The 16,779-nt window shown below is 76.4% G+C and carries 14 protein-coding genes; 4 read left to right on the forward strand and 10 right to left on the reverse strand.

The features are described 5' to 3' along the window. Positions 1 to 17: 17 nt before the first annotated feature. The 6 genes from KPL60_RS19270 to KPL60_RS19300 all read right to left on the reverse strand — a co-directional run bounded on the left by KPL60_RS19270 (position 18) and on the right by KPL60_RS19300 (position 7,227). Complete coding sequence (locus tag KPL60_RS19270; RefSeq protein ID WP_226366727.1) at positions 18 to 1,205, reverse strand: glycosyltransferase; 1,188 nt, start codon at positions 1,203 to 1,205, stop codon at positions 18 to 20. A 19-nt stretch (positions 1,206 to 1,224) separates the two neighbouring features. Continuing rightward, a complete protein-coding gene (locus tag KPL60_RS19275; RefSeq protein WP_308016784.1) occupies positions 1,225 to 2,079 on the reverse strand; it encodes a class F sortase in 855 nt (284 codons plus the stop codon). Between the two features lie 3 nt (positions 2,080 to 2,082). After that, a complete protein-coding gene (locus KPL60_RS19285) occupies positions 2,083 to 2,976 on the reverse strand; it encodes a DUF4397 domain-containing protein (RefSeq protein WP_226366728.1) in 894 nt (297 codons plus the stop codon). Between the two features lie 145 nt (positions 2,977 to 3,121). Continuing rightward, positions 3,122 to 3,727: an HNH endonuclease gene (locus KPL60_RS19290; RefSeq protein ID WP_226366729.1), complete on the reverse strand. Its 606-nt coding sequence runs from the start codon at positions 3,725 to 3,727 to the stop codon at positions 3,122 to 3,124. 210 nt (positions 3,728 to 3,937) lie between these two features. Beyond that, complete coding sequence (locus KPL60_RS19295; RefSeq protein WP_226366730.1) at positions 3,938 to 5,938, reverse strand: glycosyltransferase; 2,001 nt, start codon at positions 5,936 to 5,938, stop codon at positions 3,938 to 3,940. After that, on the reverse strand, positions 5,935 to 7,227 hold the full coding sequence (locus KPL60_RS19300; RefSeq protein WP_226366731.1) for an O-antigen ligase: 1,293 nt from the start codon (positions 7,225 to 7,227) through the stop codon (positions 5,935 to 5,937). The genes KPL60_RS19295 and KPL60_RS19300 overlap by 4 nt, the downstream gene beginning before the upstream one ends. A gap of 163 nt (positions 7,228 to 7,390) precedes the next feature. Between KPL60_RS19300 and KPL60_RS19305 the strand changes: the two genes are divergently transcribed. Beyond that, complete coding sequence (locus KPL60_RS19305) at positions 7,391 to 8,419, forward strand: glycosyltransferase family A protein (protein WP_226366732.1); 1,029 nt, start codon at positions 7,391 to 7,393, stop codon at positions 8,417 to 8,419. Between the two features lie 29 nt (positions 8,420 to 8,448). On the opposite strand, the gene KPL60_RS19310 is transcribed toward KPL60_RS19305, so the two are convergent. From KPL60_RS19310 to KPL60_RS19325, 4 genes are all read right to left on the reverse strand, one after another. Further along, entirely contained in the window at positions 8,449 to 9,366 is a 918-nt protein-coding gene (locus KPL60_RS19310; protein WP_226366733.1) for a class I SAM-dependent methyltransferase, read from the reverse strand. 62 nt (positions 9,367 to 9,428) lie between these two features. Next, entirely contained in the window at positions 9,429 to 10,541 is a 1,113-nt protein-coding gene (locus tag KPL60_RS19315; RefSeq protein ID WP_226366734.1) for a cystathionine gamma-lyase, read from the reverse strand. 5 nt (positions 10,542 to 10,546) lie between these two features. Then, complete coding sequence (locus KPL60_RS19320) at positions 10,547 to 11,605, reverse strand: NAD(P)H-dependent glycerol-3-phosphate dehydrogenase (RefSeq protein WP_178376295.1); 1,059 nt, start codon at positions 11,603 to 11,605, stop codon at positions 10,547 to 10,549. After that, positions 11,602 to 12,321, reverse strand: coding sequence for a 1-acyl-sn-glycerol-3-phosphate acyltransferase (locus tag KPL60_RS19325; protein WP_226366735.1), 720 nt, complete (start codon positions 12,319 to 12,321; stop codon positions 11,602 to 11,604). The genes KPL60_RS19320 and KPL60_RS19325 overlap by 4 nt, the downstream gene beginning before the upstream one ends. Before the next feature lie 130 nt (positions 12,322 to 12,451). Between KPL60_RS19325 and cofC the strand changes: the two genes are divergently transcribed. From cofC to KPL60_RS19340, 3 genes are all read left to right on the forward strand, one after another. After that, positions 12,452 to 13,189, forward strand: coding sequence for a 2-phospho-L-lactate guanylyltransferase (gene cofC / locus KPL60_RS19330; protein ID WP_308016785.1), 738 nt, complete (start codon positions 12,452 to 12,454; stop codon positions 13,187 to 13,189). 61 nt (positions 13,190 to 13,250) lie between these two features. Further along, positions 13,251 to 15,632 carry an RNA degradosome polyphosphate kinase gene (locus KPL60_RS19335; RefSeq protein ID WP_226366736.1) on the forward strand — a complete coding sequence of 794 codons (2,382 nt, stop codon included), beginning with the start codon at positions 13,251 to 13,253 and terminating at the stop codon, positions 15,630 to 15,632. Then, positions 15,632 to 16,579 carry an NUDIX hydrolase gene (locus KPL60_RS19340; RefSeq protein WP_226366737.1) on the forward strand — a complete coding sequence of 316 codons (948 nt, stop codon included), beginning with the start codon at positions 15,632 to 15,634 and terminating at the stop codon, positions 16,577 to 16,579. Before KPL60_RS19335 ends, KPL60_RS19340 begins: the two co-directional genes overlap by 1 nt. Positions 16,580 to 16,779 lie beyond the last annotated feature (200 nt).

Genomic DNA, 16,779 nt, shown 5'->3' on the forward strand with positions numbered 1-16,779 from the left:
CCGCTCGGACCGGTTGATCATCCGGCTACTCCTGAGTCGCTCCCGGCCGTCGATCCGTTCCCCGGAGCCGCCTCCGGCGAGGATGACGTCGGCCACTCCCGCCCGGCCAGCTCCGCGACGAGCGCGGCGACCCGGGCGGTCACCCGGGTCCGGTCGAACAGTTCCTCGGCCCGGGCACGGGCCGCCCGCCCCTCCCCGGCGGCCAGGTCGGGCGCGGCCAGCCGGAGGGCGACCGCGTCGGCGAGGGCGGGCACGTCACCGGGTGGGACGGTCCGCCCGGCCGGGCCGACCGCCTCGGCCATCCCGGTCACCGCGAACCCGACGACCGGGCGCCCGCTCGCCATCGCCTCCAGCGCCACCAGTGGCATGCCCTCCCACCGCGACGGCAGCACCACGACGTCCGCGGCCCGGTGGTACGGCGCAGGGTCGGTCGTCGCCGGGTGCAGCAGCACCGAGTCGCGCAGCAGCGGGTCGGCCGCGCAGCGCTCCCCCAGCGTGGCGGCGTCCGGGCCGTCGCCGACGACCAGCAGCCGCGCGCCGGGCACCTGCGCACGGACCGACGGCCAGGCGTCGAGCAGCAGGTCCTGGCCCTTCTGCGCGGTGACCCGGCCCAGGCACAGCGCCCACGGTCCCGGGCCGAGGCCCAGCGCGGTGCGGGCGTCGTCGGGTCCGGCCGCGGTGAACCGGTCGAGGTCGACCCCGTTCGGTACGACGACGGCGGCCCCGCCGATCCCGGCCGCGCGGCCGGTGGCGAGCTCGTCGGCGGACACGCACAGCAGCAGCGACGTCCAGCGGGCCGCGACCCGTTCCCAGGTCCGGGCGGCGCGGGCGACCGGCCCGGCGACGGCGTCGAAGGACCAGGCGTGCGGCTGCACGACGGTCGGGACCCGGCCGCGGACGGCGAGCCGCCCGGCCAGCCCGGCCTTCGAGGAGTGCAGGTGCACGACGTCCGGTGCGGTGCGGGCCACGATCCGGGCCAGCGCGCGGACCTCCGCGGGGACCGACCGGCCGGGTGAGCGGGTCGCCGCCCACGTCTCGACGGGTACCCCCGCGGCGCGAGCGGCGTCGGCGAGCGGGCCGTCGGGGCAGGCGAGCCGGACGTCCCAGCCGCGGTCGTGCTGGTCGGCGCACAGCGTGCGGACGACGCCGGCCACACCGCCGTCGACGGGCTGGCTGACGTGCAGGACGCGCAGGGGTCGGGTCATCGGGGCTCCGCGGGTGCGGTCAGTGGACGGAGGCGTACACGACGACGTTGTCGGTGTAGGAGCGGACGGCACGGTCGAACGACCCGCCGCAGGTGATCAGCCGGAGCTGGGCGTTGGCGGTGCCGCCGTAGACCTCGGCGGCGGGGAAGGCGTCCTTCGGGTAGGTCGCGACCCGGTCGACGGTGAACGTGGTCCGCTTCCCGTCGGTGCGCGGGACGACGATCTGCGCACCGACCGGGATGTCGCGCAGCCGCCAGAACACCGCGGGCCCGGCGACCGAGTCGACGTGCCCGACGATCACCGCGGGCCCGGCCTGGCCGGGCCGGGGACCGGCGGCCCACCAGCCGATCCGGCGGAAGTCGGCCGGGGCGCCGAGCGTCCCGTCCGGACCGACGGCCAGCTGTTCCGGTGCGCCCGCGGTCAGCCCGATCGCGGGCACGACCAGCCCGGACGGCGGGGCGACCGGGCGCGCGGCGCGGGCCCCGGTCGTCGCGACGGCGGCGGCGCGGGTGGCCTCCGGGGCGGACGGCCCGGTGACCGAGGCAGCGGTGACCACCGGCGGCGACGCCGGTTCCGGCTCCGCCGCCGGGGTCAGCACCGGGATCAGCGGCAGCGCGAGCACGGCGGCGGCGACGGCGGCCCGGACCGCGGGCCCGGCCGGGGTGCGGGCGACCCCGGCGCGGGCGGACACCCCCACCCCGGAGGCCGCCGCCCGCAGCCGCCGGACCGGTCCGGGCGGGGTCCGCAGCGGCGGGGTCCAGGCGGGGGCGGTCGGGGTGCGCAGCGGCGCCCGCCAGGGCAGACCGGTCGCGTCGAGCCGCGTGGGGTCGGGGGTGCCGCCGGGGTGGGTGCTGCCGGGGCGCGGCGCGGACACGGCTCAGCCCCGGCGGCGCGAGGCGCGGAGCACCGAGGTCCCGTAGACCAGGACCGGCGCCGCGAGCAGGCACAGCACCAGCGGCAGCACGCCCGGGCCGTCGTCGCCCGCCGTGCCGCCGGCTCCGGCGGGGACACCGCCCCGGGGCAGCGGGGTGCCGTCGTGGGTGGCGGCGGGCTGCGCGGCGCCGACCGGCAGGCCGGGGGTGTCGGTGAGCGGGTGCACCGCGAGCGCCCCGCCGGGGCCGCCGGTCACGACGACGGTGGTGACCGACCCGCCGCCGACCGGGAGCTGCGCGGCCTTCGTCGCGGCGCCGGAGGACAGGCGCACGTCCCAGGTGCGGGCGGCGACGGTCGCGTACTCGGTGACGGCGCCGTAGCCGAGGTCGGTCGCCAGCCGGGGGCCGCCGACCGCGAGCGCCTGCAGCGGGGTGGCCGTCTCCGCGCCCTGGACGACCCGGACCCGGCCGGAGCCGGCGGCGGGCGCGGTCAGGTCGTCGGTGACGAGGTCGCCGCGGACCTGCCCGGAGCCGGTGTCGAAGAAGAACAGCGACTGCGCGGTGCCGGGCGCGATCTGCAGTCCGGCCGACAGCGGGGCGGGTGCGGACGGATCGCTCCCGACCGGACGCATGTACACCGTGTAGCGACCCGGGACGAGCCGCAGGTAGCCGGTGACGTCGCCGTAGGCGGCGTCACGGGCGACGACCTGCTCGGTGGACCCTGCGCCCTCGGGACCGGAGATCGTCGCGACGACGGCGCCGGTCCCCGGCGACAGGTGGCCGAGCCGCAGCTGCCCGACCGGCTGCGCCGCGCCCGCGACCGGCGAGAACGCCAGTCCGGCCGCGACCGCGAGCAGGATCGTGCCCACCAGAACGGCGAGCCGCCCACGCCCCTGCATCACGCTCTCCCTCGCCCCGTGCCCGGCTCGGTCACCGGGTCCGCCGCATCGCAGGATGCAACGATCATGACGGGGCGAGGTTACCCACGATCAGGGCATGATTTCCAATCTCGTGACCCTGTGTGCCCGACCGTGGACGAGCGGTTCATGCGGCGATGGTCAACCACGGCTCCCAGGCCGGCAGCGGCTCCACGGCCAGCACCAGGACCCCGGCCCCGTTGCGGGCCGGCGGTGCCGGAGTGGTGCGCAGTGTCCAGCCGATCTCCTCGATCAGCCGGTCGGCCTTGCGGGAGTTGCACGCCTTGCAGGCGGCGACGCAGTTCTCCCAGCTGTGCGCCCCGCCGCGGCTGCGCGGGACCACGTGGTCGATCGTGTCGGCGCGTTTGGCGCAGTAGGCGCAGCGGCGGGCGTCGCGGCGCAGCACACCGGCCCGGGTCATGGGGACGACGCGGCGGTAGGGCACCCGGACGTAGCGGGACAGGCGCAGCACCGACGGGGCGGGGAGCGAGAGGGACTCGGAGCGGAACTCCGCGCCCTCCAACGCCTCCTGGAGGCACTCGGCCTTGCCGGAGAGCAGCAGGCAGATCGCACGTTTGGACGTGACGACGGCCAGCGGTTCGAAGCTGGCGTTGAGGAGCAGGACCCGGGACCCCGCCGGGATGCGAGCCGTGGTCGGCGGCTCGGTCCCCGGTGCCGGGACGGGATCGTCGGGGAGCGGATCGACCGCTCTCAGGTCGCCAGGGACGATCATCTCGGCACCACTGGGGACGGGTTGTCGGTACGGCACGCGACCACCTCCGGAACGCACGAGGTCCGTGATGTAGTCGACCATACGGAAGCCCGGTTACGCGAGAGTGATAATGAGGCCTCCGGGACGTGACCGCGCGGCGCAGGCTCCCCGGGACCGCACACCGGACCGACGGCACCGCACGACGGCCCTCCCGGTCCGTACGACCGTTCGTCAGGTCAGGACGACGGCCAGCACCCGCTCCCGTTCCGGGACGGCCGCGAGGGTGCCGGTGAGGTCGTCGGTGCGGGTGCGCCGCGGGTCCGCGAGCGCCACGACCGCGCCGGGCCGGGCCCGTCCGTCCACCGGACCGTCGCGCAGCGCGAGCGCCTCGGTGATCCGCCGGGCGTCGGTCTCCAGGCCGGGTCCGGCCGGCACCACCCGCGTCACGTCCGGCCCGGCCAGCAGCCGGATCCGGTCGACGAGCACCGGGTCCGCCGCGTCCAGCACCGCGACCGGGCCGCGGCCCGCCGCGGCGACGGCACGCAGCAGCGCCGTGTGCGGGGTGGCGCGCCGCCGGGGCAGCAGCGCCGCCCCCGTCACGACGGCGACGACGATCCCCGCCAGCAGCGCGAGCGCGGCGGCCAGCGTGGTGGAGGTGGCGACCGGGGTCACCGCGGCCCGGGTGTCGACCGGCACCAGCCGTCCGGCCGGGTCGAGGACGTCGGCCGCCACGACCTGGTCGGCGACGGCCTCGGCCAGCGCCGCCGCACGGGCCGGGTCGGGGTCGCGCACCGAGATCCGCGCCAGTCCCGACGCCGGGACCAGCTCCACCGACACGGCGCGGCGCAGCTGCTCGGGGTCGGGCCCGCCGGGCACCGCGGCGGCCGCCCGGCCCAGCAGCGACGGCCCGGTGGCGATCTCGGGCAGCGCGGGCAGGGCCAGCGAGACGACCTCGCCGTAGCTGGTGGAGACCACCGAACGGGCCGTGTTCAGCGAGATCGTCGCGCCGGCGTCCGGGCGGGCCACCAGCGTGACGGTGGCCTGCTCGGTGCCCGGCCCGAGCGCGACGGCCAGCAGCACCGCGACGGCCGTCGCGAGTCCCGCGAGCGCGGCGACCGCGCCGAGCCAGATCCGGCCGGGACCGCCGGTGCCCACGGCGCGGGCGTCGCGCAGCAGCGCGTCGTAGCCGGCGGCCTGCGCGGCCGGGTCGTGCTCGGCGGCCACCCGGGCCCGCCCGGCCGCGGCCAGCGCCTCGCGGCGGCGCGGGTCGGCCAGCCGGTTCAGCGCGGCGACGACGGCGGCCGGGTCCCCCGGCGGGACGAGCAGCCCGGCGGCGGGTGCGTCGCCGCGCGGGCCGAGCGCCTCACGGACGCCGTCGACGTCGGTCGCGACCACCGGGAGCCCGGCGGCCATCGCCTCCAGGACGACCATCGGCAGGCCCTCCCAGTCGCTGGTCAGCACGGCGACGTCGGCGGCGGCGAGCAGGGTGGGCATGTCGTCGCGGGCCCCGAGGAACCGCACCCGGTCCCCCAGGTCCGCGGCCCGGTCCTCCAGGCCGGCGCGCAGCGGGCCGTCCCCGGCGAGGAGCAGCACCGGCCGGCCCGGCACCGAGCGCCAGGCGTCGAGCAGCACGTCGTGGCGCTTCTGCGGGACCAGCCGGGCCGCGCACAGCGCGACACCGGCGTCGTCGGGCAGGTCGAGGGCGCGCCGGGCCTCGGCCCGGTCGGGCAGCACCGGCGGGGTGACGGCGTTGCGCAGCACCGCGATCCGGGTGTCGTGCAGGCCCGCGGCCCGCAGCCGGTCGGCGACCGCCGCGGACACCGCCACCACGACGTCGGCGGTGCGCGACAGCAGCCGGGCCGCGGCCGGGTAGTCCTCGGCGGCGACGCCGTGGAACACCGTCACCGGCGTCGGGCTGCGGCGCCGGGTGTGCGCGGCGAGCCGGCAGACCAGACCGACCAGCACGTTGTGGGCGAGCACGACGTCCGGGCGGTGCCGCCGGACGGCGGCGGCCACGGCGAGGGCGCCGCGCAGGATCCCGGCCGGGGTGCGGCGCACGAGCGGCATCGTCTCGGTGCAATACCCCTGTGCGGCCAGCTCGTCGGCCCGCACCCCGCCCGAGGACAGGACCACGGTGTCCCAGCCGAGGCCGGTCCCGTGCCGGGCGAGGTCGGCGACGACGCGCTCCGCTCCCCCGGTCCCCATCTCGTTGACGACCTGCAGGACCTTCACCGGATCGCTCCCTCGCTGCGCAGGCCCACGGCGCAGGCCGCGGCGGTCAGTGCCCACAGGGGCATGTAGTACTGCTCGGACAGGAACGCCGAGGCGACGCAGACCGCGATCAGCGCGGTCTGCACGGCCAGCGGCAGCAGCCGCCCGGCGCGGTCGCGCGCGGCCCGGACCGCCCGCTCGGCCGACCACAGCGCGACCGCGATCATGCCGACGAACCCGGCCAGCCCGAGCACCCCGAGCTCGGCGGCGACCTCGACGTACATGTTGTGGGCGACCGGGGTCTGTTCCTCCAGCTCGGCGTTGTGCGAGGCCGCGAGGTAGTGCGAGCGGAACCCGCCGGGCCCGACGCCGAGCAGCGGGTGCTCGGGCAGCAGCGTGGCCGCCACCTCCCAGCGCAGCGCCCGGCTGTCGATGTTGGAGGCGGCGACCTGGTCCTTCTGGGACAGCGCGCGGCCGACGTCGTCGGGGAAGGCGGCGACCAGCCCGACCCCGGCGACCACGACGGCGACGGCGGCCGCGGCGAGCACCCGCGGCGCGATCGCCCCGCGCCCCGCCAGCCACACCAGGGCGACGGCCAGCGCGATCATCCCGCCGCGGGACACGGTCACCGCCGCGCCCAGCACGAGCAGCACCAGCACCACGCCGACCAGGATCTGCGCGGCCCGGGGGGCGCGCTCGCGCCCGTCGCGGCGCGGGCGGCGCAGCCACAGCGCGAGCAGCAGCGGCACCGCCGAGACCAGCACGTAGGCCAGGTCGTTGGGGTCCTCCAGCGGCCCGGTCGCCCGCGGCGAGCCCTCGATGAGGAAGCTCCACAGCGCCCCGCCGGCGGCGACCGTCGCACCGGTGACCGAGGCCCACACCGGCACCCGCACCGGGACCTCGCGGGAGCAGACGTCGATCAGCACCGTGACGGTGACCAGGAACGACACCCAGCGCTGGGCGTAGGTCATGGTGAAGGTGTCGCCGGCGTGCACCGCGGTCGAGGCGAGCACGGCCACGACCAGCACGGCGAGCGGCACGTGGACCGGGTGGAAGCGCGGCATCCGGAACGGGCGCAGCCGGGCGACCAGCCAGACGAGCACGAGCGTCGCCGCGGGGACCTTGGTGACGACGTCGTTGATGTCGAGCAGGTAGCCCTCGCAGGAGGCCACGCCGACGGTCAGGAACACCAGGCCCTGCAGCAGCCGGGCCAGCGGCGTGCGGGTGGCGACGTCGTGCACCAGCGGGGTGCCGGGCCGCGGACCGGTGTCCCGCAGGACCACCCCGGCCGGTGCGGTCTGCTGCACCATCCCCGCCTCCACCCGCCGTCCGACATCCGTCCGTACGGCGGTGCATTCGGCCGTCCACCGGGGTTCGTTACCCCCTGTGGCGGAGATCAACGACACGGCGGCGTAACACCGGCGCCGCTCCGGTACGACGATCATCCCAGCGACCCCGACAGAACGGACGACCATGGGCCACCACCGTCAGGAACGTCCGCGCGTCAGCTTCCTGTCGACCGCGTACCGCACCGAGCACGCGGTCTCGGGGATGATCGGGTCGGTGCTGGCCCAGACCGACCCGGACTGGGAGCTCGTCGTCGTCGACAACGGGATGTCCGACGAGATGGCCCGGATCGTCGGCTCCCACGCCGAGCGCGACCCGCGGATCGTGCTCGTCCGTCAGCCGAACCGGGGCGCCGCGGGCGGGATCAACCGCGCCTCGGCCGAGTCGTCGGGCCGCTACGTCGCCCTGCTCAACTCCGACGACCAGGTGCTGCCCGACTTCTGCGCCCGGCTCGGCGACGTGCTCGACTCCCGCCCGGACCTCGCCGCCGTCACCTGCGACGCCTGGTTCACCGACGCCACCACCGGGGAGCGGTTGCCCGCCTCCTACCTGGAGAACGCCGGGGCGCCCGCGCCGGACCCGGAGCACGTGCTGACCCTGCCCGAGCTCATCGAGGGGCCGTGCCCGTACTACACCGGGGTGGTGCGCCGGGAGGTGTGGGACGCCCACGGCCACGTCGACGACGCCGGGGTCACCGTCGCGGACCTGCACCTGTTCCTGCGGATCGTCGCGGCGGGCCACCGGATGGTGACCCTGCCCGAACGCCTCGCGAGCTACACCCAGGCCCCGCAGTCGCTGTCCCGCGGCGGGCCCGCGGTGCTGGCCGTGGAGCAGGCCCGGGAGCGGGCGGTCCGCGCCGCGGCCGCACGCTCGGACGACCCGGCCGTTCCCGCCGCGCTGGAGCGGGAGCTGCGCCGCAGCAGGCACCGTCGCGGCGTCGTCGGGGCCCGGGTCGCGCTGTTCGAGGGCGACGTCCCGACCGCCCGCGCCCGGGTCCGGGCGGCGCTGCGGGAGCGGGCCGACCCGCGGACCCTCGCCGTCGCCGCCGCGGTGCTGCTCGCGCCGGGGCCGACCCGCTGGGCCTACCGCCGCGCCCGGGGCGGGTCCGGCGCGGCGCCGGCCGCCCCGGTCCGGGTCGCCGATGCCACGGGCTGATCCCGCTCGGCCGGTCCGGCGGGTCCCGCTCAGCCGGTCCGGCGGGCCAGCACGACGAGCTTGTTGCCCCGGCCCATCCGCCGGAACAGCCCCTCCGCCGCGGGCCAGCCGCGCGCGAGCAGCCGGTCCACCAGGCCGGAGCCCTCGGCCCCGTGGTCGAAGGTGGCCTGCATCTTCGCCACCGGCGAGGTCATGCGGTGCACCTCGACGATGCTCACCCCGTGCGGCGCGAGGACCCGCTCCAGGCCCCGCTCGGTGAAGTAGATCTTGTGCTCCCAGTAGTACATGTTCTTGGCCAGGTCGACCCGCCCACCGGTGACCCGGTGCAGCGCGCGCACCAGCGGGCGCACCGGGAACGCGGCGTCCGGGGTCTCCAGCAGCACCCAGCCGCCGGGACGCAGCCGCGACAGTGCGTCGGTGAGGAACGGGCCCGGGTCGGCGACGTGCTCGATCACGTCCCACAGGGTGACGACGTCGACCTCGGTGTCCTGCGCGGCGAGCTGCTCGGGGGTGAACACCGTCAGGCCGCGGGCGGCCGCGCCGGCCAGTGCGCGCTCGTCGACGTCGGACCCGACGGCGTCCAGTCCGCGGGCCGTCGCCCAGGCCAGGAAGTTCCCGATACCGCAGCCGACGTCGAGCACCCGCCCGCACCGTCCGGCCCGGGCCTCGAGCCGGTCGAACACGGCGCCGTAGCGCTGCTCGTAGCCCTCGCGGACGGCGTCGCCCGCGTAGACGTCGAACTTGTAGTCCTCCCAGTACTCCCCCGCGGTCGAGCCGCCGGGGACCGGGTCGCGCAGGAACTCGGTCGCACAGCCGGTGCAGCGCAGCAGCCGGTACCGCTCCTGGACGACGTGGCGGAGCACCCGACCCGGGGCCCCGCAGGCCGGGCAGGCGGCGGCACCGGCGGGGACGGTGCCGGACGTGGGGTCGGCGTGGTCGGTGGTCATGGACGGCACCTCGTCTCGCGGCGGATCATGCACCGCTGCGGTCGTGCCGGACCGCCCCGCCGTTACCCCCCGAGGGCGCCGATCACGTCCGCGAGGAGGTCGTCGGTGTCCTCGACCCCGCAGGACAGCCGCACCAGACCGTCCGGCACCGCGTCGCCCCAGCGGGCCCGCCGGTCCGCGGCGGTGCGCAGCCCGCCGAAGCTCGTCGCCGAGTCGACCAGCGTCGTGCGGGCCAGGAAGTCCGAGACGGCGTGGGTGTCGGCCAGGGTGAACCGCAGGATCCCGTTCCAGCGGCGCATCTGGCTCCGGGCGAGCACGTGCGACGGGTCGTCGGCCAGCCCGGGCCAGCGCACGTCGTGCACGCCCGGGGTCTCCCGCAGCGCGACGGCGAGCGCGCGGGCGTTCTCGGCCTGCCGGGCCAGCCGCAGGTCCAGGGTGCCGAGCCCGCGCAGCGCCAGCCAGGTCTCCATCGGCCCGGCGATCGCGCCGCCGCGGGTGCGGAAGGCCCGGACCCGCTCGTGGTGCACCGGGTCGGCCGCGGACACGTGCCCGAGCAGCAGGTCCCCGTGCCCGGACAGCGCCTTGGTGTCGCTGGCGACGACGAGGTCCGCCCCGAGTGCGAGCGGCTGCTGCCCGAGCGGGGTGCACGTGGTGTTGTCGACGGCGACGACCGCCCCGGCCGCGTGTGCGGCGGCGGCGACCGCGGCGACGTCGCAGACCTCCAGGCCGGGGTTCGACGGCGTCTCCAGCATCACCAGCGCGGGCCGGTGCCGGGCGATCGCCGAGTCCCAGTCGCCCGCGGTCGCGCAGTAGGCGACCGGCACCCCGAGCGGGGCGAGCTCCTCGTCGGCGAGCAGACGCGCGACGTAGTAGCCGTCGCTGGGCAGCAGCACGCCGCGCCCGGTGCCGGTGAAGGCGCGCAGGACGGCGGCGACCGCGGCCATCCCGGACGGGAAGACCGTGCACGGCCCGCCGTCGAGCTCACCGACGGCGGCCTCGAACTCCCGCCACGTCGGGTTGTCGGCGCGGGCGTAGAAGTCCGCGCCCTGGTCGGCCTCCTCCGGGCGCCCGAGGTGGTACGTGCTGGTCAGCACCGGCCCGCGGTGCACCGGCTCGCCCACGGCGTGGGCGTCGTGCTCCCCGCCGCGCACGCAGCGGGTGCCGTCTCCGAGCATGGGGTTCACTCCGGCTTCGGGGCCCGGGAGATCAGTTCCTTGGCCATCTGGTGGGCGGTCATGCCCTCGTGGCAGACCCGGCGCACCGCGTCGGCGATGGGCAGCTCCACCCCGGCGCGCTCACCGAGCTCGCAGATCGACAGGCAGGACTTCACGCCCTCGGCGACCTGGCCGTGGTTGGCCTTCTCCGCCTCGGCGAGGCTCGCGCCGCGGCCCAGCTGCTCGCCGAAGGTGCGGTTGCGCGACAGCGGGGAGCTGCACGTCGCCACCAGGTCGCCCATGCCGGCCAGACCGGCGAAGGTCAGCGGCGAGGCACCGAGCGCCATCCCGAGCCGGGACATCTCGGCCAGCCCGCGGGTGATCAGCGAGGCCCGCGAGTTGTCGCCCAGCCCCATCCCGGACGCGACGCCGACGGCCAGCGCGATGACGTTCTTGCCCGCCCCGCCCAGCTCCGCCCCGACGACGTCGGTGTTGGTGTAGGCGCGGAAGTAGCCGGTCGCGCAGGCGGTCTGCAGCGCCACCGCACGGTCGTGGTCCTCGCAGGCGATGACGGTGGCCGTCGGCTGCTCGTGCGCGATCTCCGCGGCCAGGTTCGGCCCGGACACGACGGCGAGCCGGTCCACCCCGACGCCGGTGACGTCGTCGATGACCTCGGTCATCCGCTTGAGCGTCCCCAGCTCGACGCCCTTGGCCAGGCTGGTGAGGGTGACCCCGGCCGGGACCAGGTCGCGCCAGCGCTCCAGGTTGTCGCGCAGCGACTGCGACGGCACCGCGAGGATCACCGCGTCGGCCCCGTCGAGGGCCTCGGCCGCGTCGTGGGTGGCCCGCAGCGTGTCCGGCAGCGCGACGTCGGACAGGTAGTCGGGGTTGCGCCGGTCGGCGTTGATCGCCTCGGCCACCTCGACCCGGCGGGCCCACAGCCGCACGTCGCGGCCGGCGTCGCCGAGGACCTTCGCGAACGCGGTGCCCCAGCTGCCCGCGCCGAGCACGGCGACGCGGTGGATCGAGTGCACGGGCTCGTTGACCGGACGCTCCCCGAACGACGGGGCCGGGGGGACGCTCATCGGCCCGCCTCGCTCTCCGGGCGGCGGCGGTAGAACTCCTCCGGCGCGTCCTCGTCGCGGACCTCGGCGAGCAGCTCCCGCACCCGTCCCATGATCAGGTCGGTGACCTCGCGCAGGACGTGGGCGTCCAGCGGGCGCCCGCGGTAGGCGCTCAGGTCCACCGGGTCCCCCGCGCGCAGCACGACGTCGGTGCGCGGCAGCGGGCGGAACTTCTTCTCGTAGCCGTTCAGGACCTCGCGGGTCCCCCAGTGCACCATCGGGATGACCGGCACGTCCGAGGCCAGCGCCATCCGCGCGACGCCGGTGCGCGAGCGCATCGGCCACCCGTCGGGGTCGCGGGTGATGGTGCCCTCCGGGTAGATGATGACGATCTTGCCGTCGGCCAGGGCCTGCGTCCCGGCGGCCAGGCTCTGCTGGGCGTCGGCGGAGTCGCGGTAGACCGGGATCTGCCCCGAGCCGCGCAGCACCTGCCCGAGCACCGGCACCTGCCACAGGCTGCTCTTGGCCAGGAACCGGGGCACCCGCCCCGCGCTGTGCACGTAGGTCCCGGTGTGGATCGGGTCCAGGTGGGAGATGTGGTTGCCGACCAGCAGCGCGCCGCCGCGGGCCGGGAGGTGCTCACGGCCCTGGTAGCGCGGCCGGCCGGTGAGCCAGCCGATCGAGTAGAAGAACGGGACGGCGAAACCGACCCAGAATCCGCCCTTCTCGCGTGCCACCGGCGGCCTCCTCCTGCCCGCCTCCGGGGCGGGTCGTGGGGTCGTCGCGGATCGGGATGATCCGGATCTCGTCCGTGGAGTCTCCCCACAGAGGCCCCACGGTGTCACGTGGGGTGCCAGACTGGGGCCTGTGACCCTGCGGGTGGACCTGGTCGTACCGGTGAAACCGCTGCCCCGCGCCAAGACCCGGCTGCGCGGTGCCGCCGACGGCGGGGTGGGTGATCTCGACGCGCACCAGCGGCTCGCGCTGGCCCTGGCCCGCGACACCGTCGCCGCCGCCGTCGCCGCGACCGCGGTCCGGCACGTGCTGGTGATCTCCTCGGACCCGGCGGTGGCGATGGAGGTCGGCGCGCTCGGTGCGGAGGTCGTCACCGACCCCGGCCGGCGGCTCAACGGCGCGCTGCGCCACGGTGCCGCGCTGCTGCGCTCGCGCGACCCGCACGTCGCACTGGGGGCGCTGCAGGCCGACCTGCCCGCGCTGCGCCCGGCCGAGCTCGACGACGCCGTCGCCGCGGCCGCCGTGCTGTTCGCCGCCGGCGCGACCCGCGCCTTCCAGCCCGACGCCCCCGGCGAGGGCACCACGCTGCTGCTCGTCGCGCCGGGCCACGACCTCGACCCGCACTTCGGCCGCGGGTCGGCCGCCCGGCACGGCGCCTCCGGGGCACGCCCGCTGCCCGGTGACCGTCCCGGCCTGCGCCGCGACGTCGACACCGCCGCCGACCTCGACGACGCCGTCGCCCTCGGGGTGGGCACGTGGACCCGGGCCGTGGTCGACGCCCGGCACGGGCCGCCCGCCGCACCTCACCCACCCGGATGTCCCCCGCCCGGTGACGCCGTCGCCCGACGGTGTGGCACACCACGTACGTGACATCGCCGGGCGGGGCCGTGTCCACGTGGACGGTTGCGGAGCGGTACGAAACAATCGCGACGTGAGTGACGACTCGGCGACCCCGGACGGACGGAACGGCACCTCCGCGCACCCGGGAGGCCGTCCCCGGACGGCGGCGCGCCGTGCCCCGCGTCCGGCGTCGCGGCGGCTGCACACCGCGAGCCGCAGCGTCGCCGACCAGGCACCGTCCGCGGAGATCCCGGCCCAGCAGCACGTGCCGTCGGGTCCCGCGGCGCCGTCCGCGCCGCCGGCCGCCGCGCCGTCGCAGGTCCAGGGGGCCGCCCCGATCGCGCCGCCCGCGGGGGCGACCACCCCGGCGTCGACGATGGCCGAGCTGCTCCCCGAGGACCGCTACCTCAACCGTGAGCTGTCCTGGCTCGACTTCAACGCCCGGGTGCTGGCCCTGGCCGAGGACTCCAGCCAGCCGCTGCTGGAGCGCGCGAAGTTCCTCGCGATCTTCGCCTCCAACCTCGACGAGTTCTACATGGTCCGGGTCGCGGGCCTGAAGCGCCGCGACGAGACCGGCCTGTCCGTGCGCAGCGCCGACGGCCTGACCCCGCGCCAGCAGCTGGCCCGGATCACCGAGCGGAGCCGCGCGCTGTCGCGGGCGCACGCCGAGGTGTTCATGGACGAGCTGCTCCCCGAGCTCGACGCGGCCGGCGTCCACCTGCGCAGCTGGGAGGACCTGACCGACGCCGAGCGCCTGCGGCTGTCGGACTACTTCACCGAGACGGTGTTCCCGGTGCTGACCCCGCTCGCGGTGGACCCGGCGCACCCGTTCCCCTATATCTCCGGGCTGTCGCTCAACCTCGCGGTGACCGTCCGCGACCCCGAGGGCCGGACCGAGCGGTTCGCCCGGGTCAAGGTGCCGAACAACGTGCCGCGGCTGGTGTCGGTCGACCCGCCGGACACCGACACCCGGGCCGGGAACCGGCAGTGCACGTTCCTGCCGATCGAGGACCTGATCTCCGCGCACCTCGGTGACCTGTTCAACGGCATGGAGGTCACCGAGGTCCACCCGTTCCGCGTCACCCGCAACGCCGACCTCGAGGTCGAGGAGGACCGCGACGAGGACCTCCTGCAGGCCCTGGAGCGCGAGCTGGCCCGGCGCCGGTTCGGCCCGCCGGTCCGCCTCGAGGTGCTCGACACGATGTCCGAGCACGTGCTGGAGCTGCTGCTGCGCGAGCTCGACGTCGACCCGAACGACGTCGTCACCGTCCCCGGGCTGCTCGACCTCACCGGTCTGTGGCAGGTGCACGGGGTCAACCGCCCCGACCTGAAGGACGAGCCGTTCCGCCCCGCGACGCACCCGGCGTTCGCCGAGCGGGAGACCCCGCGGAGCGTGTTCGCGACCCTGCGCGAGGGCGACGTGCTGGTGCACCACCCCTACGACTCGTTCTCGACGTCGGTGCAGCGCTTCATCGAGCAGGCCGCCGCCGACCCGAACGTGCTCGCGATCAAGCAGACCCTCTACCGCACCTCCGGCGACTCCCCGATCGTCAACGCCCTGATCGACGCCGCCGAGGCGGGCAAGCAGGTCGTCGCCCTGGTGGAGATCAAGGCCCGGTTCGACGAGCAGGCCAACATCCGCTGGGCACGCAAGTTGGAGAAGGCCGGCGTGCACGTCGTCTACGGCCTGGTGGGGCTCAAGACGCACTGCAAGACCTGCCTGGTCGTGCGCCAGGAGGGGTCGGAGATCCGCCGCTACTGCCACATCGGCACCGGCAACTACAACCCGAAGACCGCGCGGCTCTACGAGGACGTCGGCGTGCTCACCGCCGACCCGACCATCGGCGCGGACCTCACCGACCTGTTCAACTCCCTCACCGGCTACTCGCGGCAGACCTCCTACCGGAGCCTGCTCGTGGCTCCGTACGGGATCCGCCGCGGCATCGTCCGCCGCATCGACGACGAGATCGAGGCGCACCTGTCCGGCGAGTCCGGCGCGCGGGTGCAGATCAAGGCGAACTCGCTGGTCGACGAGGCCATCATCGACGCCTGCTACCGGGCGTCGCAGGCGGGCGTGCCGGTCGACATCGTGGTGCGCGGCATCTGCGCGATCGTCCCCGGGCGGCCGGGGCTCAGCGAGAACATCACCGTCCGGTCGATCCTCGGGCCGTTCCTGGAGCACTCCCGGGTGCTGCACTTCGGCTCGGCCGACGAGTACTGGATCGGCTCGGCGGACATGATGCACCGCAACCTGGACCGCCGGGTCGAGGTCATGCTGCGGGTCGCCGACCCGAAGCTGGCCGACCAGCTCGGCGCGATGTTCGACTCCTGCCTGGACCCGGCGACGCGCTGCTGGACGCTCGGGCCGGACGGGACCTGGTCGCCGTCGCCTGCGCCGGGGTCGGAGAACATCCGGGTCCGCGACCACCAGGTCGAGATGATGAACTCCCGCCGCGGCAGCAGCGAGGACTGATGCTGTCCGCACAGCTCCGGACCGACGGCGCCGAGGTCGACCCGGCGGGGATCGCCGACGTCGTCGCGGCCGGGACGGTGCCGTGGCGCCGCGCGGACGACGGCACCGTCGAGGTGGCCCTGGTCCACCGTCCCCGCTACGACGACTGGTCCTGGCCCAAGGGCCATCAGGACCCGGGCGAGGCGCTGACCCTGACCGCGCTGCGCGAGACGGCCGAGGAGGCGCACCTGGGGTGCCGCCTCGGCGCCCGGCTCGGCCACACCGCCTACTCCGTGCCCGGCCGGGGCCACAAGGTCGTGCACTACTGGGCCGCCGAGGCGGTCCGCGACCACGGCTTCTCCGTCACCGACGAGACCGACGACCTGCGCTGGCTGCCCCGCGACGAGGCCGCCGCGCTGCTCACCCGCCCGGCCGACGCCGACCTGCTGGACCGGCTCGACCGGGTGGGGCCGCCGTCGTCGACGGTGGTGCTCGTGCGGCACGCCAAGGCGGGCAGCCGGACCGCCTGGGAGGGCGACGACGACCTGCGCCCCCTGTCCGGCACCGGGTTCACCCAGGCCGACCGGCTCGCGGACTTCCTCGCCCGCTTCGGCCCGGACCGGCTCGCGACCGCCCCACCGCTGCGCTGCGGCCAGACGATCGAGCCGTACGCCCACGCGTCCGGCGCGGGCGAGCCGGACGTGGAGCCGCTGCTCGGCGAGCACGGCTACTGGGTCTCCCCCGCCGACGGCCTGGCCCGCTTCCGCACCCTCGCGGCGCAGCCCGGCGTGACGCTGCTGTGCAGCCAGGGCGGGGTCATCCCGGACGTCGTCGGGCACCTGCTCGCCGCCGCGGGCCGGTCCCCCGACCCCGACCTGCCCTCGCACAAGGCCAGCACCTGGGTCCTGGGCTTCGGCGACGACGGCGCCCTGCTGTCGGCCGACTACTACCGCCGCCCGCCCTCCTGACCCGCCGCGCCGTCCCGCACCCGGCGGCCCCGGGTCCGGGCCGCTCGTCGATCAGTACCCGAGTGCTGTCCGACCCCGGGCCGGCAGCACTGGTGCACTGATCGACCGGGTCCCGGAAGCCCGCTCCCGGCGACGGCGTGTGCGATCGCGAACGGGCGCACCGGTTCCGGCCCGCCGGGCGTGGGCCGGGGTGCAGGGTG

It is taken from the genome of Pseudonocardia sp. ICBG162 (assembly GCF_020496225.1).
GTDB classification, from domain to species: domain Bacteria; phylum Actinomycetota; class Actinomycetes; order Mycobacteriales; family Pseudonocardiaceae; genus Pseudonocardia; species Pseudonocardia alni.